This is a genomic window from Mesorhizobium sp. M7A.F.Ce.TU.012.03.2.1 (assembly GCF_004006095.1).
Taxonomy (GTDB): Bacteria; Pseudomonadota; Alphaproteobacteria; order Rhizobiales; family Rhizobiaceae; genus Mesorhizobium.
Genome location: NZ_CP034779.1, coordinates 1812822 through 1837054 on the forward strand (window position 1 = coordinate 1812822; position 24233 = coordinate 1837054).

A 24233-nucleotide genomic window follows, 5' to 3' on the forward strand; every position below is an offset into this window, starting at 1 on the left:
CACACGCATTACCGGATGCGTGTGGCTCTTTTCGAATGCCATCCGCTTCGAAACCGGCGTTCAAAAAGCTCACCAGGAATGTTTGAGCGTGCCGACGATCTTCAGCCGGTCGCCGTAAAATTCGGTTCCGTAATAGCTGGTTGTTAAATACTTCCGGTCGAACAGGTTCGTTGCGTTCAGGGCCAACGTCACGTCCTTGGTCATCTTGTAGCTGATCGCCGCATCCACCAGTGCGTAGCCGCCAATCGAAGTCGTGTTCGCGTCATCCCCGTAGGTTTGTCCGATATAGCGCACGCCTCCGCCGATGGTCAGGTCGCCACGCCGTCCCTCCTCGGGTAGCGTATAATCAACCCAGGCCGAAGCCAGGTGGCGAGGGACGCGTTGCGGCCGATTGCCGGCATTTCCGCCAATACCGTCTTCCAGGATCTCGGCATCCCAGTAGGAATAGGCAAGCGTCAGGTTCAGGTTTTCCGCAATGGCGGCCTTGCCCTCGAGTTCGATGCCGCGGACGCCAACCTTGCCGATCTGCTGCTGGACAACAGGCGTGACATAGGTCGGAACATTGGTTTGGGTAAGGTCGAAGACCGCGGCCGTGAACAGGCCGTCGAAGCCGTCGGGCTTGTACTTGATACCTGCCTCATACTGCCTGCCCTCTTGAGGCTTCAGCGAACCCGAGACCGCATATCCGTTGCCGCTTGGCGCCACGAGCGGCTGGAAGCTTTCCGAATAGTTGGCGTAGACCGCGAGGTTCGGAGTGAATTTGTAGGTCAGGCCGGCACGCTTGGTGAAGGCGGATGCCGTGTCGTCGTCCTGCGTTCCCGAGTCGAGATAGTCCGCCGTCGTATGCACGCGGTCCCAGCGCCCACCCAGGGTGACGATCCAGCGGTCGTCAAACGTCAATTGCTCCTGGGCATAGACACCGACTGCCTGTTGCTTGACCCGCCAGTTCACGTAGGGGCCGAGATTGATGCAGGACAGACCGCAATAGGCCGGATTGTCGATGCCGATGGGACCGGCGGTGCCGAAGAGAATGTTTTCACGGGTGTTGTCGTTGGCGTAGTCGACGCCGACAAGCGTCTTGCTGTCGATCCCGCCCCAGCCCGTATCGTATTGCAACTGATTGTCGAAGGCATAGCGGTTGGACAGGCCATCGACGGAAAATGCCGTGCGGTCCGCCGTGGGGTCAAGCGACGCGCCGTAGACCTCGGCGTAGTCGAGGCTCAAATGCGTGTAGCGGGCATTGGAGCGCAAGGTGAGGTTCTCGTTGAACTCGTGCTCGAACTGGTAGCCGATATCGACCTGCTCCGTGTTGAAGCGGTTGAAATCCGGCTCGCCCAGGAATGTGCCGATGTCGATATTGCCGCCAGCCGGGGTGCCGCGTGCGCCTGTGCCATCTCGCTTGTAATAGTCAGTCAGGATGGTGAGCGACGTTCCTTCCTCGGGCTTGATGGTCAACGCGGGCGCGATGTAAAGCCGATCGTCGTTGGAATAATCCCATCCTTGATCGCCATCCTTGGCCAGCCCTGTGAGCCGATAGGTCCACACGCCATCGGGGTCGATTGGCCCGCCAAAATCAACGCCAACCTCCTTGGTACCGTCGCCATAGGACGTGTAAATCTCCCCCTGCTTCTGGTCCAGCGGCCGCTTGGTGATGGCATTGACCAGTCCGCCAGGACCGTTGAGACCAAAAAGCGTCGATGTCGATCCCTTCAGGACCTCCACGCGCTGAAGTCCGTAAGGTTCGAGACGGCTGGCCGTGAACCAGGCGGGGATGCGCGCCGTGAGACCATCGCGATAGGTACCGAGCGATGTCTGGTCGAAACCGCGGATGCGAATATAGTCGTATCGGTCATCGTTGCCGAACTCGTCGGTGAGGACGCTGGATGTATAGGCCACGGCCTGCTGCAGGCTTTCGACATGGCGCGCCTCCAGTTCCTTCTGGGTTACCACTGAAACCGAGGCGGGAACGTCGACGATCGGCGTATCGGTCTTGGTGGCGGTCGCCGTATCCTTGGCGACGATCGTTTGATCGGGCCCGACAACGCGGTCCGACTTGCCGGTGACGACGATGGTTTCCAGTTGAGTTGCATCGTCCGGCGAAACCTCCTGGGCCCGGCCGGCCCCCACCGCTCCAAAAGATGCCGCTATCAAGGCACTGCTCGCAAACAATCGCCTTGCCTGAGTGCGCGACAATGCCTGTCGACCAATCGTCATCTCTTATTCCCTGTCAGACCATATCGAGCCGTTCGACCGGCGACTTTCCGGCCCTGCGCGAGCGCAATTAGTCAAACCGGACAAAAAGAGTCAACTTAATAATCAAGAAATTCGCGCCGGCGGCAATCGCTGCGAAGCAGGGGGTGGAGGACGGTGCCGGACCTTCGGTCCGACTTCCCTCGCGAGAAAAAATAAGGGCTTGGCCCGCGCCGCGGAGGAAAGCCAATTGCTGGGTTTTCGAACAACGAACGCCCGGCAGGGGCAAGGGACGGCACCAAGCTTCGTTCATTGCATGAGCGCATGAAACATGCAGACATGGCGCCCGACACGGAACCGGTGCCGGGGGATCATCATGACGGTAGAAACAGTGCAGCGTGCGTCCGGGCGCGGCATCTGGGGATGGATGTTGTTCGACTGGGCGGCGCAGCCGTTCTTCACCGTCGTCACCACCTTCATCTTCGGGCCTTATTTCGTGTCGCGGATGGCGAGCGATCCGGAAACCGGGCAGGCGGCCTGGGGCTACGGCATTGCCGCGGCCGGCCTTGTCATTGCAGTGCTGTCGCCGATCCTCGGCTCGATCGCCGACCAGACCGGACCGCGCAAGCCGTGGATCGCATTCTTTGCCGCGGTCAAGATCACCTGCCTTTGCATGCTTTGGTTCGCGGCCCCCGGTTCGAACCTTTTCCTGGTCGTGCTGTTCTTTTCGCTGGCGTCGGTGGCGGCGGAGTTTTCGACCGTGTTCAACGATTCGATGATGCCGCGCCTGGTGCCGAAGAGCGAGATCGGCCGGGTTTCCAACATGGCCTGGGGCCTTGGTTATCTCGGCGGCATGATCGTGCTGGTCTTCGTCGTCGCCTGCCTGGCCGGTTCGCCTGAGACCGGCAAGACGATCATCGGCATCGACCCGCTGTTCGGACTCGACCCGAAGCTCGGCGAGGATGCGCGCGCAACCGGTCCTTTGTCAGCCGGCTGGTACTTCCTGTTCATCCTGCCGATGTTCTTTTTCACCCCCGACGCCATCAAGGGCCTGCCGATCGGTCCGGCTGTGCGAGAGGGGTTGGCGGAGCTGAAAGTGACATTGGGCGAGGTGCGCAAGCGCAGCGGCATCTTCCGCTTCCTCGTCGCCCGCATGATCTATCAGGACGGCGTCAACGCGCTGCTGGCGTTGGGTGGCACTTTCGCAGCTGCGATGTTCCACTGGTCGATCACCGAAATCGGTATTTTCGGCATCATTCTCAATGTCGTTGCCATCTTCGGCTGCCTGGTTGCAGCCCGTCTCGACACGGCGCTTGGCTCAAAAACCATCGTCATGATCTCGCTGGTCCTGCTCAGCATCGCCACGATCGGCATCGTCTCGACCGGGCCGGGCTACACGTTGTTCGGCCTCTGGATGATGCCTGGGCCGGACAGCGGCGGCCTGTTCGGCACGGCAGCGGAAAAAGCCTACATCTTCTTCGGCCTGTTGATCGGCGTGGCTTTCGGGCCGGTGCAGGCGTCGTCGCGATCCTACATGGCGCGCAGCGTCACGGCGGCAGAATCCGGCCGCTATTTCGGCATTTATGCACTGGCCGGGCGGGCGACCAGTTTCCTGGCGCCGTTCATGGTCGCGTCCGTCACCCTGGCCAGCGGCTCGGCGCGGCTCGGCATGGCGGTGATCGTGCTGTTCCTGGGCATCGGCATGGCGATCCTGGTCAAGACGCCCTATCCGGCGGACCGGCCGGCGGGATAGGAGCGCCTCTTTCCTTCCCCCCTTGTGGGAGAAGGTGGCCTCGCGAAGCGAGGTCGGATGAGGGGTGTTCCAGGGAACACCAACGTCTCACTTCGCTGGAACACCCCTCAACCGTCTCGGCGCTACGCGCCGATCCACCTTCTCCCGCAAGGGGAGAAGGAAGAAGTGCGTCAATGGCGGAAATGCCTGATCCCCGTAAACACCATGGCGATGCCGTGCTCGTCGGCAGCGGCGATCACGTCCTTGTCGTTCATCGAACCGCCCGGCTGGATGACGGCGGTGGCGCCGGCGGCGATTGCCGACAGCAAGCCATCGGCGAAGGGGAAGAAGGCGTCGGAGGCGACGACCGAGCCCTTGGTCAGCGGTTCGGCAAGGCCGGCGGCCTCGGCGGCGTCGAGTGCCTTGCGGGCGGCGATGCGTGAGGAATCGACCCGGCTCATCTGGCCGGCGCCGATGCCGACGGTGGCGCCGTCCCTGACATAGACGATGGCGTTGGACTTGACGTGCTTGGCGATGCGGAAGGCGAATTTCAGGTCGGCCATTTCGGCCGGCGTCGGCGCCCGCTTGGTCACCACTTTCAGTTCGAGGTCGTCGACGACGGCGTTGTCCCGGCCCTGGATGAGCAGGCCGCCGGCGACGGATTTGACCGTCGTACCCGGCGTGCGCGGGTCCGGCAGCCCACCGGTGACCAGCAGGCGCAAATTCTTTTTCGCCGCCACGATGGCCGCTGCCTCGTCGGTGGCGCCGGGCGCGATGATCACCTCGGTGAAGGTTTTTACGATCTCTTCCGCCGCCTCGGCGTCGAGGGTGCGGTTGACGGCGATGATGCCGCCGAAGGCCGAGACCGGGTCGCAGGCCAGCGCCTTGGCGTAGGCGGCTTTCAGCGAGTCGCCTTCGGCAACGCCGCACGGATTGGCGTGCTTGATGATGGCGACGGCGGCGGAAAGGTCGGGGTCGAACTCGCCGACCAGTTCGAAGGCGGCGTCGGTGTCGTTGATGTTGTTGTAGGATAGCTGCTTGCCCTGCAGCTGGCGCGCCGTGGCGACGCCCGGGCGCTTGTCGCCGTTGACGTAGAAGCCGGCGCTCTGATGCGGGTTCTCGCCATAGCGCATCACCTCGACCAACCTGCCGCCAAAGGCGCGCCATGTCGGATGTTCGATCTCGAGCGCCTCGGCGAACCAGCCGGAGATCGCCGCGTCATAGCTGGCGGTGCGGGCAAAGGCCTTGGCCGCCAGCTTCTTGCGGAAATCCAGCGAAAGCGAGCCGATGTTCATCTCCAGCGCATTCAGCACCGAGGCGTAATCGCCGGGGTCGGTGACGATGGCGACATAGGCGTGGTTCTTGGCCGAGGCGCGGATCATCGCCGGCCCGCCAATGTCGATGTTTTCGACGATCGACGCGTAGTCGGCGCCGGAGCGGCGGACCTCCTCGAACGGATAGAGATTGGAGACGACGAGATCGATCGGCTCGATGCCGTATTTGCGCATTGCCGCGGAATGCTCCGGATCGTCGCGCACGCCAAGCAGCGCGCCATGCACCCCAGGATGCAAGGTCTTGACGCGGCCGTCCATGATCTCGGGGAAACCGGTGAGCTCGGAGACGTCGCGCACCGGAAGGCCCGCGTCAGCGATCGCCTTTGCCGTGCCGCCGGTCGAGACCAGCTCTACGCCTGCGGCTGCCAGCGCTTTGGCGAAATCGATGAGGCCGGTCTTGTCGAAAACGGAGAGCAGGGCGCGACGCACGGGAACAAGGTCTGGTGCGGGAATGTTCTTGGCGGCGACGGCCATGGGCTGGCAGCCTTTCACGACTGGTGTGATGGATGCCCGCGCCCGTAGCACATGCCGTCCGGAAATCAAACCGGCGGTCAGGTGGGGCAAGGCAATGAATCCGTATTAAAACGAAAAACCCGCCTGTGTGGCGGGTCACTGGCGCAAATCAGCACCATGGGCGAATTTGTACCATAGCTGAGGTCACCGAGTCAAGAAAAAATTCCTATCGCTGCCGACGAAAGCTGCCGATGCTGCCGAACTGGTTGTCCTCAGGCCTTCTGTTAACCTGCGTTGGAAGCCCTGCCAGGAGGATCAGTTGTTTTCCGGATGACCGGCGATGCTGGTGCGCGTCAGCTGCCAGTGGACTTCGGCGATTTCCGAGGCTTTGAAGGCAAGCACGATCTGGCGGCTGCGGCGCGGGCCGCCAAGACCGGCGAAATAGATCGATTCATCGACTTCCGGCACCACTTCGGCTGCTGTGAACACCCAGGTATCGGCCTGATCGGCGGCCAGCACCAGGCGGTCATGCTCGTCCTGCAAAAGGTTGATGTCGGGGTGGACATGGAAGCGGACGGTGACGAAGTCGCGGCCATTGTTGCGGATCGCGGTATTGCCGGGCCGCTGGAAGCGGTCGCGGCCGGCCAGCACGTTGCCGTTCGACGACAGCTTCAGCTCGCGCTCATGCAGGAAGCCGAAGCGCGGGACATAGCCGTCATGACGGGCGATGAAGCCCTGAATGCCCTTCTGGTCGGTGCGCTTGCACTGCACGTGCTGCGGGCCGCCGATCAGCGGGGAACCGAGCAGGTCGTTGACACGCAGCGAATGGCTGAAGCGCGCCGACGAGGTGTCGTTGATGGTGGCGGTCGAGTGCGCGGCGGTGGCGCGCGCCAGCGGCCGGAATTCAGCCGCGCCATAGGTGTCGATACCGGCATTGACGATGTAGTGCTGGCGGCCGGACGATAGTTCGAAGGCAAGGCAGCTGGCGTGTGCGGCGTTGGACACATCGACCGGCGGCGGCGGGCCGGTGTCGGCGATGACTGTGGTGCCGCCCATCGACAGGCGCTCATAGCCGGAATGCGGCGCATGCAGCAGCGGCGCGCCGGCGGTGTCGTCGTGGCGCAGAATGGTGGCGATGCGGTCGTGGATGGTGGCGCCCATGCCGTTGAAGCGGGCGAGGCTGCCATCCTGATGGCGAAAGAAGCGCAGCGCCGGCAGCATGCGGTCGATGGCGCCGATCAGCGCCTGCGGCGGCGTTTCCGCCTGGTTGGCATAGGTCTGGCGCAGCGGCAGAAGGTCGGCGAGGATTTCCAGGACGACCATTGGATTGCGCGAAATGTGCCCGCCATCGGCGAGGATCTGGCGGTCGAGTTCCTCGGCAAGATTGCGGGTCGCGCCACGCAGGGCCGATGCCGGCGCCGGCAGGGACAAGGCAGCGAAGGCGAGCGCGATGCGAGCCCGCAGCCTGTCCTTGCCGTCGGGCATTTCGCGCGCCATCGACCTGAGGTAGCGGATCTGGATGGCTACCGATTTCAGGAAGGCGCGGTAGAAAGGGAACTCGGCGCCCTGCAATACGACCGAGGAGTGCTGCAACCAGGCGATGATGCGCTTGGCCGTCGTGCCGGGCTCCCAGGCGATGCCGGAAATATGGCTGCCATGCATGGTGATCCAATCGGAGACCAGGGCGCGGGCATTGGCGGCGGCAAGCTCGGTGCCGGCGGCGCGCATATGGCGCAGCCAGCGAAAGCCGTGCAGCGTCTTCTGCCAGCCGTGATTGGGCACGCTGATCTGGAAAGGCGACTTGCCGCCGGTCTCGACGAGATGCCCCGACAGGGGATAGCGGCCGTAATAGATCTCGAGCGCGATCTGCGGGTCGGCGAGGCGCAGGTCCGGCGGTGCGATCAGCACACGTTCCGGCGTGCGGCCGGAATAGCGCCAGCGATAGACAGGCCCGGCGCGCAGGCGCCGGCGCGTTTTGCGCCAGAACTCCTTCGCGACAAGCGTCCACAGACGCGTCGTGCTGCTGGCAGCAAGTGCCAAAACCCCTCCTGATCGTCCTCTACCCCGGCGCCGAGTCTACATGATTGCACGATTCGTGCGAAGGCGAATTCCACGACCCCACGCCGGTTCACCTGGCTTTGCCCCCGATCCTACCCCTAAAAGTCAGTAAATCCGGGCAATTCAATCGCTAGCCGGCTCGCCGCATGCGAGCGGCGAAGAAACCGTCGAGGCCCGAGCGTTCCGGCGCGCCGAGCTCCAGGTCGGCGGGCGTGGTGCGCAGCGTGCCTTGCGGCGTCAGGAACGGATCGATGCCGGCGATCTCGCCTTGCCGCAGCGGATCGTTGGCGACTTCAGGCGTGCCGGCCAGAAAGGCGTGATAGAGATCCTCGCCTTCGAGCGGATCGAGCGAACAGTTGGAAAAGACGATCCTGCCGCCGGGCTTCACCAGCGTGACGGCGCGGGCGAGCAGCCTGCGTTGCAGGTCGGCCAGTTTTTCGACATCGGCCGAAGTCTTGGTCCATGGCACGTCGGGATGCCGCCGCACCGTGCCGGTCGATGAGCAGGGCGCGTCGAGGAGCACGGCGTCGAACAAGTCCTTCGGCTCGTATTTGAGCAGGTCGGCCTGAACGATTTCGGCGGATAGGCCGAGACGGTCGAGATTCTGCGTCAGCCGCACGAGCCGGTTCTTCGAGGTGTCGACGGCGGTGACCTTCGCGCCGGCAACGATCAGCTGCGCGGTCTTGCCGCCGGGCGCGGCGCAGAGATCGGCAACCCGCAATCCCGTGACATCGCCGAACAGCCGGGCGGGCAGGCTGGCCGCGGCGTCCTGGACCCACCAGGCGCCCTCGGCAAAGCCAGGCAATTCAGTGACAGGACCGACAAGATTCTCGACCCGCACCGTGCCGGTCGGCAGGACGATGCCGCCGAGTTTTTCGGCCCAGAGACCGGGATCGGCCTTGACCGAGAAGTCGACCGGCGCCTCAACGCGATGCGCTTCGAGGATCTGTCCGGCCTTCTCGTTGCCGTAGGTGGTCTTCAGCCGATCGGAAAACCATTTGGGCGCTTCGTCGGTGGCGGCAAGGGCGGCAGGCAATTCTGTTTCCTTGGCACGTGCCAGTGTGCGCAGCACACCATTGACGAGGCCGGAGAAGCGCACCGTGCGCGGATCGGACTTGGCATGGGTCACCGCAATGTCGACGGCGGCGCTGTCGGGAATATCGAGGAACAGGATCTGTGCCGCCGCCACATGCAATATGTGCGACAAAGCGGTGGCATTGGGTGGCAGCGGCTTTTCCAGGCGCCGCGCCAGCAGCCCCGATATGGTCATGCGGTAGCGCAGCGCGGTGACCAGGATGGCGCGGACAAGGCCGCGATCGCGCAAATCGAGCGCCTTGTATTGCGGGTGGCCGTTTTCGTGATCGGTCAGCCCATCAAGCGGGGTCCTGGCGTCGATGACGGCGGCAAGCAGGCGCGCCGCCGCCTTGCGTGCGGCGAGGCCGGCAACGAAGTCGCCGCCGTCCCTGTGTTCCTGATCGCCTGAAACCGTGCGTCGAGGTCCTCTGTCCGCCACGCTCACGACCACCGGCCCTTGGGCCCGGTCGGATTGCGACCCCATGGGTTGGATTTGGGCTTGGCGGGCTCCGCCGGCTGCTCGGGCTGCGCTGCCTCGCCCCACGGGCCGGATGGCCGCGGTTGATCTGCCTGCCGTGGCGTCGACGCCTGGCGCGGGGCGGCCTGGGTTTCGCCTTGCATCTGCTGCGCCATCGCCTGCAAGGCTGCGATGCGGTTCTCAGTGGCGGGGTGGGTGGAGAACAGGCTGTCCATGCGCTCGCCGTGAAGGGGATTGATGATGAAGAGATGCGCGGTCGCGGGATTGCGCTCGGCATCGGGGTTGCGGATGCGTTCGGCGCCGCGGGCGATCTTGTCAAGCGCCGATGCCAGCCAGAGCGGGTGTCCACAGATTTCAGCGCCACGCCGGTCGGCCTCGTATTCGCGGGTCCGGCTGACCGCCATCTGCACGACCATCGCTGCAAAGGGCGCTACGATCATCGCCGCCAGCACGCCGACAAAGCCGAACGGATTGTTGTCGCGATTGCCACTGAAAAAGAAGGCGAAATTGCCGAGCATCGAGATGGCACCGGCAAAGGTGGCGACGATCGTCATGGTGAGCGTGTCGCGGTGCTGCACATGGGCGAGCTCGTGCGCTATGACGGCTGCGACCTCCTCGGGCGTCAGCGCCTGCAACAGGCCGGTGGAGGCAGCAACCGCCGCGTTCTGCGGGTTGCGGCCGGTGGCAAAGGCGTTCGGCTGCGGGTTGTCGATCAGATAGGTCTTCGGCATCGGCAGGCCGGCCTGTTTGGCCATTGCCTGGACGATGGCGTAATATTCGGGCGCGTTCCTTTCGTCGACCTCGACGGCACGGTTCATCGACAGCACCATCTTGTCGGCATTCCAGTAGCTGAACAGATTGGTGCCGGCCGCGAACAGGAAGGCGATCATCATGCCGCCGGTTCCGCCGATCAAAAAGCCGACGCCCATGAACAGCGCCGTCATCGCGGCAAGAAGCATGGCGGTGCGGATGGTGTTCATCGTCTGCTCCTGTCGAAATGGCACCGAAAAGGGGTCGATCGTCGTGCGTTCATGGCTATATGATGGGAAACGCCAGTTCCTGTTTCAATTGACTGGGCTCAATCTGCCGAGATTATCGCATGACCGACGAAATCAGTAAAACAGGCGCCGCTTCTGTCGAAGCGGCATCGCAGAGAGAGCTAACGCCGGCCGCACGCCGTGCGTTGGCCGAGGCCGCAGCGCGGCGGGAAGACTACCGCGAAAAGGAGGCCGCGCTGCCGAAGGAGATCGGCGGCCGCGGCGGCAAGGAGCCAGGGCGCTACGGCGACTGGGAGGTAAAGGGCCTCACCAGCGATTTCTAGATGCCGCCTAGGCGGCGTTGCGCTGCGGCTCGAGCGCGATCCAGCCACGCTCGTCGACGGTGATGCCGACCATGTCGTAGCCTGCGATCGCGGCATGTTGCGTTGGCAAGGGGTGCTTGTGCGTGGCGCTGATGACCATGACCGCCGCGCCCGCCGCTTCGGCTGCCGCGATGCCAGCTGGAGCATCCTCGAAGACGAGGCAATCGCGCGCGTCGAAGCCGAGCCGTTCCGCGCCAAGCCGGAAGCAATCGGGCGCCGGCTTGCCGCGGGAGACATCTTCCGCCGCGACGATGATGGCCGGGACGGGGATGCCGGCGGCCTTCATGCGCAACAGCGCCAGCTCACGTGGGGCGGAGGTTACGATCGCCCAGCGTTCGGGCGGCAGCGAATCGAGAAATGCCACGGCGCCTGAGATCTGGATAATGCCATCGAGATCGGCCGCCTCGGCCTTCAGCAGCAGATCAGCCTCGTATGCCGGGTCGACGCCCGGCAGTGCCAGGCCGGTGATGGTCTCGATCGCGCGCACGCCATGGATCGTCGGCAGGAAGGCGGCGACGTCGAGCCCCTGGCGGAGAGCCCAATTGCTCCACACCCGTTCCGCCGAGGCGATGGAATTGATGAGCGTGCCGTCCATGTCGAAGAGGAAGGCCGCGAATTTTCTGCCTGAATACATGATTTTCCTTGAGTCCGGGGAGGCGCTTGGTCGGGTGGCCGAACCTAACGTCTCGACTGCGGCAGGGGAAGACACGGGGGCGTGCTTTTCGATCGGCCCAGGGAACCACGATATCCTCCGGGCGTTTGGGAAGGACTGCTTCTCACAACAACGATCGAAGGGGGACCAACGGTGCTGATCCGGCTCGGCTACGAAATCGCCATCGAATGCGTAGCCGCCACGCCGGTGATTTCAGTGCTCGAGATCCATCGGGACAGGCAGGGCGACATCAAGCGGCAGACGCGGGTGCTGACCTCGCCCGCGGTGCCGACAAGACTGTACCACGATCTGCATGGCAATGCCTGCCGGCGCTTCACAGCGCCCGCCGGTGGTTTTCGCATCCTGTACGACGCGGTCGTAGAGGACAGCGGCGAGACGGACGAGGTAAACACCCTGGCCAGGGAAGTGCCGGTGGCGGATCTGCCCGACGAAGTTCTCGGTTATCTCCTGGGCAGCCGCTATTGCGAGACGGATCATCTGAGCAGCCTGGCCTGGCAGCTCTTCGGTGACATCCCGTCCGGCTGGGCGCGCGTGCAGGCGATCGTCGACTATGTCCACAACCGGCTGTCGTTCGGCTATGGCTATGCGCGCTCGACCCGCACCGCGGCGCAGGCGCATGAGGAGCGCGTCGGGGTCTGCCGTGACTTCGCCCATCTGGCGATCGCGCTTTGCCGCTGCATGAATATTCCGGCACGCTACGTGAACGGCTATCTCGGCGATATCGGCGTGCCAGCCGATCCGGCGCCGATGGACTTCTCGGCGTGGCTGGAAGTGTTCCTCGACGGCAAATGGTACACGTTCGATCCTCGCCACAACACGCCCAGAATCGGCCGTATCGTCATCGCCCGCGGCCGCGACGCCACCGACGTGCCGCTGCTGCACAGTTTCGGCCCCCACCGGCTCAGCCTGTTCAAGGTGTGGACCTATGAACAGGAAGGCAATCTGTTCAACCCGCCCTACCACGGCATCGACAGGACCGTCAGCGCACAGATGCTGGCGTAATCGCGACGCCTACCGATGCGACAGGGTGGCAGCGAGGTTCTTTCCAGGCGCAACTTTCGGGACACATGGTCCGCTTCGGCACAGTGAGCTTGTGCCGCAACAGGACGCCGTCGATGGCGTCGCGATGCCTTGGGCCAGATCATGGTAAGCGGCCGGTAAACGCGAGCGCCACGGCGCGTTCCCGTTTACCAACCGTTCACCTTTGCGGGTTCCAAAACTCAACAAAAACAACGACTTGCTGTTGGAAGGCGAGCTCTCCGCCAGGCCAAGGCGACATCCGGCGGGAATCCTGCATTGCCCTTTCCGCGGCGACGAGGCCGAGGCGAGTGGAGGCTGTAGGATGCGGAATTACGGGGGTCTTGTTCACGCGGTCGGCGGCTTCGCCAGGGATCGCGGTGGAAATTTCGCGGTCCTGTTCGGCCTTAGCGCCTCGGTCTTGGCGCTGGCAGCGGGCTTCTCGGTCAACGTATCGCAGCTCTACAATGCCAGATCGAGCCTCCAAGGCGTGGTCGACGCCGCGGTCACGTCGACGGCACGCGACCTGACGACCGGCGTCATCAAGGAAGCCGATGCCGACAATTCGGTGCAGGCCTTTCTCGACGCCAACAGCCAAGCAGGCATTCTGCAGGCCGACCAGATCGTGCTCGACAGGCTGATCGTCAACAGGACTGCCAAGACGGTTCAGGCCGACGCCCATATCGATGTCGCGCTGTACTTTCCGATTTTTGGCACGGGCGACATGAAACGCGTCACCGCTTCCACAACGGCGCTCTATTCGGACAAGACCGTCGAAGTGGCAATGATGCTGGACATAACGGGATCGATGGCCAAGCGCGGCAAGGTCGACAAGATCGGCGATCTGAAAGCTGCTGCAAAAAATGCTGTTCTGACGATGCTGCAGAAGCAGGATCCGCAGAACCCCCGCATCCGCGTAGCGATTGTGCCTTACGCGTCTGGCGTCAACGCCGGCAAGCTGGCGGAAAACCTCTATGCCGAGAAGCAAGGCAGCTCTGAGCTGCCACCCGTCGCCGGCAGTCCGCTTCTCGTCGCCAAGACGGGCAAAAATCTGCTGCCGTCCTTCAGCGACTACATCTCCATTGTCGGCGCGGCGATGCCACGCCCGGACAATTGCGCCACCGAGCGCAAGGACAAGAACGGCAACGCGGATATGAGCGCCGACGGCCCAGACACTGTTCGCACCGACAGGAACGGCAAGAAATACTATGCCCTGGTCAACCGGGACGATCATCTCGGCGGAGATATGAACAGGTGCCCTGATGCGGAAGTGATCCCGCTGACCGCCGACTCCGATGCATTGCTTGAATCGATCGAGGACTTCCAGGCCGATGGCTACACGGCCGGCGCGATCGCCATTCAGTGGACCTATTATATGCTGTCGCCGCAATGGCGCACTGCAATCAGGAACGCCGGTCTCGGCAAAGGCGCCTCGGATGCCGATCCGAAGAAGATCGCCAAGGTCGCGATCCTGATGACCGATGGCCAGTTCAATACCGCCTTCGCCGGGGCTGGGGACAGGTACAACAGCCAGGGCAACCTTGCGCGCGGCAACGCCGAAACGCTGTGCGAAAACATGAAAAATGATGGCATCGAGATTTTCACCATTGGCTTCGATCTGGACGACAACGACATGTCGGCAACCGAGCGGGACCAGGCAAAGGCGGTGCTGAAGGACTGTTCGTCGAAGGATACCTCCGCCGCCAAGAGGCATTTCTTCGACGTGTCCACCGGAGCCGAATTGGACGATGCCTTTCAGGAGATCATTCGCAACACCGAAAAGGTCGCATTGACCCAGTAGTCCGCAAACGGAAAAGGCCGCCGCTTCTTTCGAAGCCGGCGGCCTTCCGTGTTTCCGTCCGTGGCGCGGCCCATGGCGGCGACCTATCGGGTCACCTGCCGCGCATTTCGCGCCTTAACGGGAAGACTGCTTCCCGAAAGTGCAATCCGCTGAGGCCACGTTCTGGAAAACGAAATCACTCGACATCGGATCACCTCCTTTCGATTTGTTGAACACATACTCATGATGGGGTGCATTGCAGCAAAAGACAAGGTGCGGGTCTGAAATTAGCCTACGGGCGGGCCTGGTGCGAGCCGGCTTGCGGTTGCCAGGCAGGCCGGGCAAACTTCCGCTCCGGGGGTCGGCATTCGGAGGAATCGCATGGAGGCAGCCGAAAAGGCCGCTCGCATCGTTCGAACGGTGATCGAAACATTGAAACCGGGATTTGCCGTCAGGCTATGGACCGGAGAGCGGATCGGCCCCGCCACGGGTCCGGTGCTCACCATCAACGACCAGGACATCGTCTGGCAGATCGTGAAGCGACCGTCCCTGTCGACGCTGATCGAGATGTGGATTTCCAAAACGATCGACATCGAAGACGGGACGATTTTCGACTTCTACGCCCTGCCATCGCAAGGCAAGCTCAGAACCAAGCTCAAATCGCTGCCGAAAATGGCGATCCTGCGCGACCTGCCTTCCGTGCTTTTGGCGCGCAAGCAGATGACGGCGCGGACCGATCTGTCGGGGCGCAATCCTTATGTCAGCGGTTCGAGCCAGGAGGCGATCCAGCATCACTACGACATTTCGAACGCCTTCTACCGGCTCTTCCTCGACGAGCGCATGGTCTACAGCTGCGGCTACTTCAAGGATTTCGCCAATGGCATCGATCAAGCACAGATCGACAAGCTCGACCATATCTGTCGCAAGCTCCGGCTGAAGCCTGGCGAACGACTGCTCGACATCGGCTGTGGCTGGGGAGCGATGCTCATCCATGCCGCGAAGAACTATGGTGTTATCGGCCACGGTGTCTCGCTGTCGCAGGCGCAGACCGATCTTGCCCGCGAACGCATCCGCGCCGAAGGGCTGGAGGACCGCATCACCATCGAGATCAAATCCTATGCCGAACTCACCGGCTCGTTCGACAAGATCTCGTCGATCGGCATGTTCGAACATCTCGGGCTCGCCAACCACGCCACCTATTTCAAGACCATTCATCGCCTGCTGAAGCCGGGCGGCATCTATCTGCACCACGCCATCACCCGGCGCAGCAAGGGCGAATTGAAGAAGACGCTGCGCAAGGGGCCGGAGTACAAGGCGCTGCTCAAATACATCTTCCCCGGCGGCGAACTCGACACGATCGGCATGACAACAGGTAATCTCGAGGCGCATGGTTTTCTCGTCTACGATGTCGAGAACCTGCGCGAGCACTATGCCCGCACCTGCAGACTGTGGGCGGAGCGGCTGCACGAAAGGTTCGACGAGGCAATCGCCGAGGTGGGCGAAGCCAAGGCACGGCTATGGCTGCTTTACCTGACGGGCTGTTCGATCACCTTCGAACGCGCCTCGGCGCAGATTTTCCAGACCGTCGTGACCAAGCGCGCGCGTGGTCCAAGCGGCCTGCCGCCGACGCGGGCGGATCTGTATCGATAGCTTACAGGAAGCGCATCGCGTCGCCGGTTTCGACGCGCGCCGGCCGGTCGACCGTGCAATAGACGCCGAGATTGTGGGCGTTATGGCGGACCAGGTTGCGCAGGATCGCCGGATCATGGTCGAAGCCATCCTGGGCGATGATGGTGAAACCGCAGCGGCGGCAGGGTTCGGAGATGGTCAACTCCAAGTCGCCGATCGCCAGCTTGCGGCCGATCCATTCCGTTTCGGGAAACGAGCCTTCGATGGCCGCCATGTCGACGACGATGTTGGGGCGGAAGCGGCGTGGGTCGGTGGCGCCCTCTGGATGCAACGCCTTCAGGCGTGCCAGCGAGGCGGTGGTCAACAGATGGATGGGCGCCTTGCGGTAGCGCTCCGCGGTCAGCGGGCCGGAATAGCCAGGCGCGGCATTCTCGCGGCGAAACGGCCGGATTGAGGCCTCGAAGCCGAGATAGGCCGACACTGCGCGGTCGCTCTCGATACTTGGCGCAGCCAGCCAGTTGCCCTCGGGAACGGCAATCTCGAGTTCCAGGGCAGGCGACAGCCGGGTGCGGATGCGCGGCACCTTGTGCCATTTCGGGTCGCGGTCCGGTCGGGCGATCTCATTGTCGGACTTGTCGACAAGGCCGAACATACGGTCGCCCTCGATGCTCTCGATATCGACCGAGATTGTTTCGCGACGCTCGCCGGCAAGCGAACTCGCCGGATAGCGCCAAAGCTCACTGACAATGCCAAGCGCTGCCTGCATCAGCTCTTCTTGTTTTGCCGGTTGGCGACCAAATCATCGACGACGGCCGGATCGGCGAGCGTCGAGGTATCGCCGAGCGCTGAAAAATCGTCCTCGGCAATCTTACGCAGGATGCGGCGCATGATCTTGCCGGAACGCGTCTTCGGAAGGCCGGGCGCGAACTGGAGCTTGTCGGGCGAAGCGATGGCGCCGATCTCCTTGCGGACATGGGCGACCAGCTCCTTGCGCAGCTCCTCGCTCGGCTGCTCGCCGGCCATCAGCGTGACGTAGCAGTAGATGCCCTGTCCCTTGATGTCGTGCGGATAGCCGACGACGGCGGCTTCCGAAACCTTGTCGTGGCTGACCAGTGCGGATTCGACCTCGGCCGTGCCCATGCGATGGCCGGAGACGTTGATGACGTCGTCGACGCGGCCGGTGATCCAGTAATAGCCGTCGGCGTCACGGCGGCAGCCGTCACCGGTGAAATACTTGCCCTTATAGGTCGAAAAATAGGTCTGCACGAAGCGGTCGTGGTCGCCATAGACGGTGCGCATCTGGCCCGGCCAGGAATCGGTGATGCACAGATTGCCGTCGGCCGCCCCTTCCAGAACCTTGCCCTCGCCGTCGACCAGCTGCGGCTTGACCCCGAAGAAGGGCCGCGTCGCCGATCCCGCCTTGAGGTCGGTGGCGCCGGGCAGCGGCGTGATCAGGATGCCGCCGGTCTCGGTCTGCCACCAGGTGTCGACGATCGGCACCTTGCCGTTGCCGACGATGTTGAAATACCACTCCCAGGCTTCCGGATTGATCGGTTCGCCGACCGAACCCAGTACGCGCAGCGACTTGCGCGATGTCTTGGCGACATGCGCGTCGCCGGCGCCCATCAGCGCGCGCAGCGCCGTCGGCGCGGTGTAGAAGATGTTGACCTTGTGCTTGTCGATGACTTCCCAGAAGCGCGACTGCGACGGATAATTCGGCACGCCTTCGAACATCAGCGTGGTGGCGCCGTTGGCGAGCGGGCCGTAGACGATGTAGCTGTGGCCGGTGACCCAGCCGACATCGGCGGTGCACCAGTAGATGTCGCCGTCATGGTAATCGAAGACATATTGGTGGGTCATCGAGACGTAGACGAGATAGCCGGCGGTGGTGTGCAGCACGCCCTTCGGCTTGCCGGTCGAACCCGACGTGTAGAGAATGAACAGCGGGTCCTCGGCCTTCATCTTCTCGGGCTTGCATTCGGCTTTCACCGTCGCGACCTCGTCGTGGTACCAGACGTCGCGGCCTGAAACCCAGCCGGTCTTGCCGCCGGTGCGGCGCACGACCACCACCTTTTCGACTTTCGTCCCGGCTTTCGCGGCGATCTCGATCGCCTTGTCGGTGTTTTCCTTCAAAGGGATCGGCTTGCCGCCGCGCAGGCCTTCATCGGCCGTGATGACGAAGGTCGACTTGCAGTCGTCGATGCGGCCGGCCAGCGCATCCGGCGAGAAACCGCCGAAGACGATCGAATGGACGGCGCCGATACGCGTGCAGGCCAGCATCGCATAGGCGGCTTCCGGGATCATCGGCATGTAGATGGTGACGCGGTCGCCTTTCTTGACGCCGTGTTTCTTCATCACATTGGCGAGCCGGCAGACATGCTCGTAGAGCTCGTTATAGGTGACCTTCTTGTCATCGTAGGGATTGTCGCCTTCCCAGATGATGGCGGTCTGGTTGCCGCGCTTCTTCAGGTGCCGGTCGATGCAGTTGTAGGAAACGTTGGTCAGTCCGTCCTCGAACCATTTGATCGAGACCTTGCCGTCGAAGGAGGTGTTCTTGACCTTGCTGAAGGGCTTGAACCAGTCGATGCGCTTGCCGTGCTTGCCCCAGAATTTGTCCGGGTTCTTGACGCTGTCGGCATACCATTTCAGGTAGGTGTCATTGTCGATCAGCGCGTTTTTCGTCCACGCCGGCTGGACGCGATGGACATGAACCTCGGACATTCCTGACTTTCCTCCCGAACCAATCGCCGGCTTGAAATGCCGGCGGGATCGCAGCGACAGGGCCGCGAATTCGGCGGCATTATTACCAGTTCCGCCGTTACGGCAACATTAGACGTTGGATTCGCGCGGCGGGATGCCGCAGGTGGCTTTCCCGAGGCTGTCAGCACTCGGCCAAGTGCGCTGCTAACTGCATGTTTTCGCATGCTAAAGCCGGTTCAGATGAAGAAAAAATCAATAGACGATTAATCAGCGGCGCGCACAATCAGCCGTGGGAGGACAGGCGAATCAACCTGGGGACCGTAATGCGCGACCATGCCGAAATGGACCTGATGCTCAAAGGCTATGGCTTGACCACGGCCAAGATTCTTTATCACTTTCCCGATCACCCGCATCTGCTGCAGAGCTTCATCTGGCAGGACTACGATCTGGCGCCGAAGTTTCCGGTGCTGATCAAGTTCATCGAATTCTGGAAGGCCAAGCTGGACGGGCCGCTGCATTCGATCAGCTACACCCACCAGAAGCTGATCGCGCCGAATGAATGGCGCAAGGTGGATGGTGAGTTCGTGCTGCACTGAGAACAAGTAGCCAGTGATTGGCGGAAACGCCCATCGCTTCGTCATCCTAGGGTCTCCGCCACGGAGCTGCGCTCCTGCTTCGCCCTAGGATGACGAACCTGTGAGACGGCGGCCAACTGCAAGCGTTTCCGCCAAGTCAGCCGCTCACACAGCCGGCGGGTTGAGCCGGGCAAAGCCTTCCTGCCGCCGATACGGGAAGTACGGGTAGGGCGCGGTGACTTCGCTTGCGGCGTCGAGTTTCCCGATCTGCTCCGGCGTCAAGGTCCAGCCGACGGCGCCGAGGTTCTGGCGCAACTGCTCCTCGTTGCGGGCGCCGATGATGACCGACGACACGGTCGGGCGCTGCAGGAGCCAGTTGATTGCGATCTGCGGCACGGTCTTGCCGGTTTCCTGCGCCACCGCATCGAGCGCATCCATCACCCGATAGAGATGCTCGTCCTCCACCGGCGGTCCGAAGCTTGCCGTGTCGTGCAGCCGGCTCTTTTCCGGCAAGGGCTGGCCACGGCGGATCTTGCCGGTCAGGCGGCCCCAGCCAAGCGGGCTCCACACGAGCGCGCCAACGCCCTGGTCGAGGCCGAGCGGCATCAGCTCCCATTCATAGTCGCGGCCGACCAGCGAATAGTAGACCTGATGCGCGACATAGCGCGGATAGCCTTGACTGTCGGCTTGCGCCAACGACTTCATCACTTGCCAGCCGGAGAAATTGGAGACGCCGACATAGCGCAGCTTGCCGGCGCGCACGAGTTCGTCCAGCGTCGACAAGACCTCCTCGATCGGCGTCCCGGCATCGAAAGCGTGCAGCTGCAACAGGTCGATATAGTCAGTGCCGAGGCGCTTCAGCGCGGCGTCCACCGACTTGATCAACCGCGACCGGGAAGAGCCATAGTCAGCGGGGCCGTCGCCCATAGGCAGCGCGGTCTTGGTCGATATCAGGACGGCATCGCGGCGGCCTTTTATCGCTTCGCCAAGCACCTCTTCCGAGGCGCCGTTCGAATAGACGTCGGCAGTATCGAACAGATTGACGCCGGCCTCCAGGCAAATGTCGATCAGCCGCCGCGCTTCCCTGGCATCGCTGTTGCCCCAGGCGCCGAACAGCGGGCCGGAACCGCCAAAGGTTCCCGCGCCGAATGAGAGTGCGGGCACTTTCAGGCCCGATGCACCGAGACGTCGATAGTCCATCTTTTTACTCCTGTGGAATGAAGGGTGTCGAAAGCGGGTTTGCAGAGGACGGTCATGACCGGATGGGGGCAGGCTCGCCGAGCGTGGCGGTGCGATCGAGACGCAGCGCCAGGCCCGCCACGCCGAGCGCGGTGAGCGGCAGCAGCGCGGCGACCCAGGTCAGGGAGCCCAGGCCAAGACCATTGGCAATCACCGCGCCACCAAGCCAGGCGCCTGCGGCGTTGCCGAGATTGAAAGCGGCGATGTTGAAGGACGAGGCGAGGCTCTGGCCGGCACCTTGCGCCTTGTCCAGCACCCACATCTGCAGCGGCGCCACGGTGGCAAAGGCCGCGGCACCGAGCAGGCCGACATAGATCACGGCCATCACCTGGCTGTGGATGGCGAAGGTCATGGTGGCAAGCACCAGGGCCAGTACCACGAGACTGCCCAGCACGGCCGGCACCAGCCAGCGGTCGGCGACCTTGCCGCCAAGCAAATTGCCGGCAATGAGGCCGCCACCGAAGACGAGCAGGATCGGCGATACGGCCGCTTCCTTGAAGCCGCTGATCTCGGTCAGCAACGGAGCGATATAAGTGAAGACGGCGAAGACACCGGCATAGCCGAGCACGGTGGTGGCGAGACCGAGCAGGACGGGGGTGCGGCGCAAAACGGCGAGATCGGCGCGCAGGTCGCTCTTTTCGGGCGCCGTCCGGCTGCGTGGCACCAGAGCCAGGATGACGGCGAAGGCCGCCACACCGACCACTGTCACCGCCCAGAAGGTCGCCCGCCAGCCGAAGGCCTGGCCGAGCCAGGTGCCGAAGGGCACGCCGAGGATGTTGGCGATGGTCAGGCCGGTGAACATCAGCGCGATCGCCGAGGCTTGTCTGTTGGGTGCGACCAGCCCGGTGGCGACGACAGAGCCGACGCCGAAGAAGGTGCCGTGGGCAAAGGCGGTGATGATGCGGGCGCCCATCAGCGTCCAGTAGTCCGGCGCCAGCGCACAGGCGAGATTGCCGAGCGTGAAGATCGCCATCAGCGCCAGAAGCACGGTCTTGCGTGGCCAGTTGCCGGTGGCGATAGTCAGCAGGGGCGCGCCGATGACGACGCCGAGCGCATAGCCCGAAATGAGCTGGCCGGCGGCCGTGATCGAAACGCCGAGATCCTTGCTGACGTCAAGCAGCAGACCCATGATGACGAATTCGGTGACGCCGATGCCGAAGGCACCGGCGGCAAGCGCATAGAGAGCAAGAGGCATGGCGGTTTCCACTTCGATGACGACGAGCGCCGTCCCGCGCCCCGAGCCCTGAGATCGTGCTTCCCGGCATTGTGAACCAGACTTGCCTCGGGCACATTTTCTGTGAAATAGATTCATAAATGGCCAGGCCCGACATCAATCGCTCCGGCGAGATCGAAGTGTTCGTGCGCGTCGTCGAGGAAGGCAGTTTTTCCTCTGCCGCACGCGCGTTGCGCATGACGCCTTCGGCGGTGAGCAAGCTGATCGCGCGGCTGGAGGCCCGGCTTGGCGCGCGGCTGGTCAGCCGCTCGACGCGAAAGCTGCAACTGACGCCGGAAGGTACCGCGTTCTACGAGAGCGGCCTGCGCATCCTCGCCGACATGGCGGCGGCCGAGCAGGAGGCAGCGGCGGGTGCTTCACCGCGCGGGCGCTTGCGCGTCAACAGCTACGTGCCCTTCGGAGTACACCGGCTGATCCCGCTTCTGCCACGCTTCCTCGAACGCTACCCCGAGATTTCAGTCGATCTGGTGCTGACCGACAGCGTCATCGACCTGATGGCGGAACGCGCCGATGTCGCTATCCGTGCCGGGCCGCTGAGTGAGTCACGGCTGGTGGCGCGCAAGCTCGGGCAAAGCCCTGTGGTGGTCGTTGCAGCACCTTCCTACCTCGAGACGCAGGGCATGCCGCTGACGCCAGCCGATCTCGACAGGCATAACCGCATGGGCTTCGGGTTCGTCAGGCATCTCGATGGCTGGCCGTTCCTCGACGCGGACGGCCGCGCCATCATGGTTCCCATCACCGGCAACACGCTGGTCAGCGATGGCGAGGCGATGCGGCTGATGGCGCTGGCCGGCGCGGGCATCGCCCGGCTGGCTCGCTGGCATGTGGCGGAAGACATCGCGGCCGGCCGGCTGGTGCCGCTGCTGGAGGCATTCAATCCCGGCGACGAGGAGCCCACCCACGCCGTCTATGTCGGCCAGGGCCGGCATCTGCCGGCGCGGGTGCGTGCCTTTCTCGATTTTCTGGGAGAGAGCGTCCGGCTGAGCTGACATCCCGGGAGCCACGGCTCCCGGGATGTCAGCGTGGGCTGTATTTATGCTTTCGGCATGAACGGCGCGGGGCGGCGGCCCGCTGCCTGGCGCTCCAGCATCCAGCCGGGATATTCGGATGGCAGGGCGCTGACCTCGTCGAGACGAAGCAGATCGTCGCTGTCGAGCTTCACTTCAGTCGCGGCAAGGTTCTGCTCCAGCTGCTCCATGCGGCTGGCGCCGATGATGACGCTCATCACGAAGGGCTTGGCCAGGACATAGCCGAGCGCCACCGTGGCGACGCTGACATCATGCTTTTTGGCGATTTCGCGCATGACGGCAACGGCCGCCCAGGCACGGTCCTCATTGACCGGCGGGAAGTTGAAGGACGCGCGGCGGCCTTCGCCATTGCCGGGCGCGCCGGGGCCGTATTTGCCGGAGAGCAGGCCACCGGCCATCGGCGACCACACCATCAGGCCGAGCTTCTCTTCGTTGAGCAGCGGCACGATCTCGCGCTCGAGGTCGCGGCCGGCGATCGAATAATAGGACTGGACGGTCTCGAAACGGGCAAAGCCCTTGCGCTCGGCGATACCGAGCGCCTTGGCGATGCGCCATGCCGCCCAGTTGGAGACGCCGACATAGCGAACCTTGCCGCTGGCAACGAGATCGTCGAGCGCCCGCAGCGTTTCGTCGATCGGCGTCACGGTGTCGGTGCCGTGCAGCTGGTAAAGATCGATATGGTCGAGCTGCAGCCGCTCCAAGCTGGCATCGACCGAGTCCATGATGTGGCCGCGTGACGAGCCGCGCTGGTTGGGGCCTTCGCCCATGGCGCCATGCGCCTTGGTGGCGATGACCACGTTCTGCCTGTTCACACCGAGATCCCTGAGCGACTGGCCGAGCAGCCGTTCGGATTCGCCAAAGGAGTAGACGTCGGCCGTATCGAAGAAATTGACGCCGGCGGCGAGCGAATGGGCAACGATCTCGTTGACCCCCTTCTGGTCGAGGCTGGCGATCAGGCCCCATTGGGCATTCTGACCGGCGGCGCCGAAGGTCATGGTGCCGAGGCACAGTTCGGAGACGAACATCCCCGTATTTCCAAGCTGGTTGTAGCGCATGATGGCGGCTCCAGAGAGTTTGTGATGACGCAAAGCAAATAGGAACGGTACGTTTCGTTTCCAATTGCTGGCTCAACGAGCCCGCCGAGTTGGCCTATAACCCCTCACCGCATCTAATGCCGCCATCAGAAAAGCGCCCGCTGCATTCACCGAACGAGGTTCGCATGAGTATGCGGATTATAAGTCTATAACTCGGATCTTCGTCTTCGGGCGGCGATTGACCTCCTCGACGAAGTCGTCATCCCACACGGGACCTGAGAGAAGATATTCCGCAAGCGAAGGTGTTGCGCCGACCAGTCGGTCGTAGTCCTCGGGGGAGAGTACGACAGCAGTTGGCTTTCCGCGCACCGTGATGGTTTGTGGCCCTTGTTCCCGCGCCTGCCGTACGAGTTTCGACAGATTGTTCTTCGCGTCCTTAAGATGCCAGTTCAAGGGCACTACTCGCTAGATGGCTTCGCTAGTCATATACCAGATGCCGTTGAAGCATGGCAGGGTTTCCGCTCGAACAGATGTGTTCGCCAGTTCCGGACATGGGTTGGAAGCTATTGGCAGCGAGAATCTATAGCCTCTTTCGGCGGCAGATCGCAAACCATCGGGGATTGGCCTAAACATCTCTCTCGTCGT

The 24233-nt window shown here is 63.1% G+C and carries 19 protein-coding genes; 7 read left to right on the forward strand and 12 right to left on the reverse strand.

All coding sequences use genetic code 11. The features are described from left to right. Positions 1–69 precede the first annotated feature (69 nt). Positions 70–2214, reverse strand: coding sequence for a TonB-dependent siderophore receptor (locus tag EJ079_RS08840; protein ID WP_127808788.1), 2145 nt, complete (start codon positions 2212–2214; stop codon positions 70–72). Positions 2215–2566: 352 nt separating this feature from the next. On the opposite strand from EJ079_RS08840, the gene EJ079_RS08845 reads away from it, so the two are divergent. Further along, a complete protein-coding gene (locus tag EJ079_RS08845) occupies positions 2567–3943 on the forward strand; it encodes an MFS transporter (RefSeq protein WP_127808789.1) in 1377 nt (458 codons plus the stop codon). Between the two features lie 170 nt (positions 3944–4113). Here the strand turns inward: EJ079_RS08845 and purH are convergent, their stop codons facing one another. From purH to htpX, 4 genes are all read right to left on the reverse strand, one after another. Next, positions 4114–5730, reverse strand: a complete 1617-nt coding sequence (gene purH, locus EJ079_RS08850; protein WP_127273763.1) for a bifunctional phosphoribosylaminoimidazolecarboxamide formyltransferase/IMP cyclohydrolase — start codon at positions 5728–5730, stop codon at positions 4114–4116. 294 nt (positions 5731–6024) lie between these two features. Next, on the reverse strand, positions 6025–7749 hold the full coding sequence (locus EJ079_RS08855) for a heparinase II/III family protein (RefSeq protein WP_127808790.1): 1725 nt from the start codon (positions 7747–7749) through the stop codon (positions 6025–6027). Between the two features lie 148 nt (positions 7750–7897). Continuing rightward, positions 7898–9325 (reverse strand): RsmB/NOP family class I SAM-dependent RNA methyltransferase, encoded by a 1428-nt coding sequence (locus tag EJ079_RS08860; protein ID WP_127808791.1) that lies wholly within the window; start codon positions 9323–9325, stop codon positions 7898–7900. Then, positions 9283–10299 (reverse strand): zinc metalloprotease HtpX, encoded by a 1017-nt coding sequence (gene htpX / locus EJ079_RS08865; RefSeq protein WP_127808792.1) that lies wholly within the window; start codon positions 10297–10299, stop codon positions 9283–9285. The genes EJ079_RS08860 and htpX overlap by 43 nt, the downstream gene beginning before the upstream one ends. Positions 10300–10418: 119 nt before the next feature. Between htpX and EJ079_RS08870 the strand changes: the two genes are divergently transcribed. After that, positions 10419–10640, forward strand: coding sequence for a DUF1674 domain-containing protein (locus EJ079_RS08870; RefSeq protein ID WP_127808793.1), 222 nt, complete (start codon positions 10419–10421; stop codon positions 10638–10640). Positions 10641–10647: 7 nt separating this feature from the next. On the opposite strand, the gene EJ079_RS08875 is transcribed toward EJ079_RS08870, so the two are convergent. Further along, positions 10648–11313 (reverse strand): HAD-IA family hydrolase, encoded by a 666-nt coding sequence (locus tag EJ079_RS08875; RefSeq protein WP_127301864.1) that lies wholly within the window; start codon positions 11311–11313, stop codon positions 10648–10650. A gap of 171 nt (positions 11314–11484) precedes the next feature. Between EJ079_RS08875 and EJ079_RS08880 the strand changes: the two genes are divergently transcribed. The 3 genes from EJ079_RS08880 to EJ079_RS08890 all read left to right on the forward strand — a co-directional run bounded on the left by EJ079_RS08880 (position 11485) and on the right by EJ079_RS08890 (position 15799). Then, complete coding sequence (locus EJ079_RS08880; protein WP_127397486.1) at positions 11485–12354, forward strand: transglutaminase family protein; 870 nt, start codon at positions 11485–11487, stop codon at positions 12352–12354. A 340-nt stretch (positions 12355–12694) separates the two neighbouring features. Further along, entirely contained in the window at positions 12695–14170 is a 1476-nt protein-coding gene (locus EJ079_RS08885; RefSeq protein ID WP_127808794.1) for a pilus assembly protein, read from the forward strand. Between the two features lie 360 nt (positions 14171–14530). Further along, entirely contained in the window at positions 14531–15799 is a 1269-nt protein-coding gene (locus EJ079_RS08890) for a cyclopropane-fatty-acyl-phospholipid synthase family protein (protein ID WP_127397484.1), read from the forward strand. 1 nt (position 15800) lies between these two features. Here EJ079_RS08890 and EJ079_RS08895 read toward each other — a convergent pair whose 3' ends face one another. Both EJ079_RS08895 and acs read right to left on the reverse strand, forming a co-directional pair. Further along, positions 15801–16544, reverse strand: coding sequence for an MOSC domain-containing protein (locus EJ079_RS08895; protein ID WP_127808795.1), 744 nt, complete (start codon positions 16542–16544; stop codon positions 15801–15803). Continuing rightward, positions 16544–18499, reverse strand: a complete 1956-nt coding sequence (acs, locus tag EJ079_RS08900; protein WP_127808796.1) for an acetate--CoA ligase — start codon at positions 18497–18499, stop codon at positions 16544–16546. The genes EJ079_RS08895 and acs overlap by 1 nt, the downstream gene beginning before the upstream one ends. A 302-nt stretch (positions 18500–18801) precedes the next feature. On the opposite strand from acs, the gene EJ079_RS08905 reads away from it, so the two are divergent. After that, positions 18802–19074, forward strand: coding sequence for an usg protein (locus tag EJ079_RS08905; protein ID WP_013529022.1), 273 nt, complete (start codon positions 18802–18804; stop codon positions 19072–19074). A gap of 144 nt (positions 19075–19218) precedes the next feature. On the opposite strand, the gene EJ079_RS08910 is transcribed toward EJ079_RS08905, so the two are convergent. Further along, positions 19219–20253 carry an aldo/keto reductase gene (locus EJ079_RS08910; RefSeq protein WP_127808797.1) on the reverse strand — a complete coding sequence of 345 codons (1035 nt, stop codon included), beginning with the start codon at positions 20251–20253 and terminating at the stop codon, positions 19219–19221. Between the two features lie 52 nt (positions 20254–20305). Beyond that, the gene (locus EJ079_RS08915) at positions 20306–21487 is read right to left on the reverse strand and encodes an MFS transporter (RefSeq protein ID WP_127808798.1); all 1182 of its coding nucleotides are present in this window, start codon (positions 21485–21487) and stop codon (positions 20306–20308) included. A gap of 119 nt (positions 21488–21606) precedes the next feature. On the opposite strand from EJ079_RS08915, the gene EJ079_RS08920 reads away from it, so the two are divergent. Beyond that, positions 21607–22515 (forward strand): LysR substrate-binding domain-containing protein, encoded by a 909-nt coding sequence (locus EJ079_RS08920; RefSeq protein WP_127808799.1) that lies wholly within the window; start codon positions 21607–21609, stop codon positions 22513–22515. Positions 22516–22559: 44 nt separating this feature from the next. On the opposite strand, the gene EJ079_RS08925 is transcribed toward EJ079_RS08920, so the two are convergent. Further along, the gene (locus tag EJ079_RS08925; RefSeq protein ID WP_127808800.1) at positions 22560–23609 is read right to left on the reverse strand and encodes an aldo/keto reductase; all 1050 of its coding nucleotides are present in this window, start codon (positions 23607–23609) and stop codon (positions 22560–22562) included. A 177-nt stretch (positions 23610–23786) separates the two neighbouring features. Then, positions 23787–24041: a type II toxin-antitoxin system Phd/YefM family antitoxin gene (locus EJ079_RS08930; protein ID WP_127380713.1), complete on the reverse strand. Its 255-nt coding sequence runs from the start codon at positions 24039–24041 to the stop codon at positions 23787–23789. Positions 24042–24233: the final 192 nt, after the last annotated feature.